Consider the following 3,171-nt stretch of genomic DNA (forward strand, 5'->3'; position numbering starts at 1 on the left):
TTTGGAATGGCTTGCCATGTGACTTTGTGGGCTTTAGGGAAACCTTTGTCATACTCAACTGTTACTGTTGCTGGAAGGCTTGGTTCTTGATGCAAGTCTGTTACTACGTTCACTGGACGAATAGATTGCGCAATCTTCTTCTCTGTGTTGGCTTGGATCGTGAGATCGATTTGACCTCTAGCCCCCTCATATTCTGCTTTGAGAGTGACTGTTCCTGGCCTATGTAACTCAAGCATTCCTTTACGAACTGCGACTTCCCCTTCACCACTTGTAGAGAAGTTTACTTTATCAGCTGGTAAAACTGCTTGTGTTCCGTCTTGATAGTGAGCGAGTACAGACAATTTCACTGTTTGGTCTTCTTTAAGACCGTCAGCTTGCTCCACTTGTAGGCTCAAGTGGTCAATTTTCGGTGCTTCTTCAAGGAATTGAATTGCATAGGTTTGAAGAGGTCCACCATCTTTTGGTTGAACATAGATGCTTGCACGCATGCCGTTTGCTGCACTTGCTTGGACTACAGTAACATCCGCATTTTCAGCACTTGCTACAACTTCTGGCAAGGATGCACCGTAAGCAAGAGTTCGATATTGCATTGGATTTTGAGTAGTAAGACCAGTGACAGATTCGCCACCAACCGTTACAGTTGGTACTGCAGGTGCCACAGGATTGCCTTCTTCTACCACAAGAGTAGCATGAATGGTTTCTCCTCCTAGTTGGCCAGTCATTTGAATACGTGATCCTGCAACTGACAGTTTAGCTTTATCTGCTTCCGAAATCTCCCACTTATCAACTTCGTATTCTTGTACGCTTCCATCCGTAACAGCAATAGAAACGTATTTATCAACAGCGCTCAAGTCTGTTCCTGGAGCAACACGCTTAACAGTTGGAAGCTCATTTGCGATTGCTAGAATTTCGACACGGGCCTCAACTTCGCGTCCGTCTGCCATACCTTTAACAGTCACAACTCCTGCTTGGCTCACATCAACTGAAGACCAAGTGACTGGACGTTTTTCACGACTGCCATCACTGTAGATAAAACCGACTGTCTTCGGCATTTTTGGCTCTTTCTCAATAACAGTACGTACTTTTGGTACTTCTGTACCTAAAACAGTTTTTTCTTGTCCTTCTTTCTTACCTGTAAAGACAGTGACTTGGTCCGATTTCAAGAGATCAGAGTGGGCAGTAAGGGTGAATTTACCTGCTTGCTCAGTTGATTTAACAATGGCAACCCCTTTACCGTTAAAGGCTCTGCGGATCCAAGAACCATCAGGTTGTGCCTTGTAGCGTTCACGGCTGGCTTGTTCCCCATTATCAACACCAACCAGTTGACCTTGTCCATGCAATTGGAAACGAACCAAATTATTGGCAGTTGGTACCACATTTCCTTGGCTGTCTACGATTTCATAGTAGATGTAAGTCAAGTCTTTTCCATCTGCAGCGATTGCGTGTTCTTCCTTGATGAGACGAACACCTGCAGGTTGACCTGCAGTGGTAATCTTGTCACGTGCAATTTCTTTACCAGCTTCATCACGAGCTACTGCTTCTAAGGTACCTGGTTGGTAAGCAACCTTCCACTCAAGATAGAGTTCCTTAGCATTGGCACCTTCTTGGTAGGTACGACCATCACTAGTTTGTTTTTTGTTGAACTTTTTAACACCGAGAGATTGACCGTTCAAGAACAATTCAACACTTGCAGCGTTTGAGTAAGCACGAACTGGGATTTTTCCGTCTGAATCTTCAACTTTCGATGCCAATTCTCTATTTTCCCAGTTCCAGTGAGGAAGAAGGTGTACCATCGGTTTCTTCTTGGCAGAAACCCATTGGCTTTGGTAGAGATAAAAGTCATGTTTTGGAATACCTGCTGTATCTACGATACCAAAGTAAGAGCTCTTAACGGGAGTTTGGTTTTGGTTGTGCCATGGTGTAGGTTCACCGATATAGTCCGTACCTGTCCAGATAAACTGTCCAGCATAGCCAGCGTTGTCACGGTCAAAGGTCCATGAATCTGTTGCCGTTTTACCCCAGCCAACTCGGTCATTACCATAGTCAGACTGTTCGTAATGACGCTCAGGTCCGTTACTATGTTTCAATTCCTGTTCAGGGCGATAGTAACTTCCACGTGTACGGGTAGCTGAAGATGTTTCAGAACCGTAAATCAACCAGTTTGGATGTTTCGCACGAAGTTTCTTGTAGTTATCTTCTGAATAGTTGAATCCAACCGCATCCAGTTCATTAGCAATTTTCTCATGATCACCGCTACCATCACCAAAGCGGAACTTATCTGCTCCCATAGTAACATAACGTGTAGTATCAACATCTTTAATCACTTTTACTAAGCGTTTAACCGTTGCAAGAGAGTGAGCATTGCCGTTAGCTTCACCGATTTCATTCCCGATAGACCACATGAAGACAGCTGGGTTGTTTTTATCTCTTTCGACCATGGTACGAAGATCATAGTCAGACCATTTTTCACCTTTTCTAGCTTCTGGGTGAGTAGCGTCTTTTTCAAAGAAACGCCCGTAGTCATAAGGTTTCTTGCCATTATACCACGTATCAAAGGCCTCTTCCTGAACGAGCAAACCAAGTTCTGCCGCGATTTGCAAGGTCTGTGGACTTGCAGGGTTATGAGTTGTACGGATGGCGTTAACGCCCATCTCCTTCATTTGTTTGAGACGGCGGTATTCTGCTTTATAATTTTCTTCTGCTCCAAGCGCTCCGTGGTCATGGTGCAAGGAAACACCATGGAATTTAATGCGTTCACCATTCAAAGAGAATCCTTCATTTGGAGTCCAATGATAGTAACGGTAACCAAACAAATCTTTCTTAGCATCAACCAACTGACCATCACGGTATACACGCGTAATCAATTCGTACAAGGCTGGTTTGTCATTTAAAACGGTCCAGAGTTTTGGTTGTTCAACTTCTAAAATCGCATCTAGGCTTGTTGATTCATGTGCTTTCAAGGTACGGCTCGCTGTTCGAACCAAGCCTGTTACAGCCTGACCACCACGTTCAACGATTTGATACTCTGCCACCAATTCATGGTCTTTATCATCTGTATTGACGATTTTGCTGGCTACATGAGTTTCAACCTTGCCATGTTGCTGTTCTTCAAGTTTTGGTGTTAAGATGGTTGTTCCATTTTTCTCAACATGAACCTTATCTGTCACTTGC

At 44.0% G+C, this 3,171-nt stretch carries 1 protein-coding gene; it reads right to left on the bottom strand.

Translation table 11 applies throughout. The features are described 5' to 3' along the window. The coding region (locus tag HMPREF0849_RS06370) for a glycoside hydrolase family 2 TIM barrel-domain containing protein (protein WP_033605397.1) at positions 1 to 3,171 on the bottom strand (3,171 nt) is incomplete at both ends.

The organism is Streptococcus sp. C300 (assembly GCF_000187645.1).
Taxonomy (GTDB): Bacteria; Bacillota; Bacilli; order Lactobacillales; family Streptococcaceae; genus Streptococcus; species Streptococcus oralis_CQ.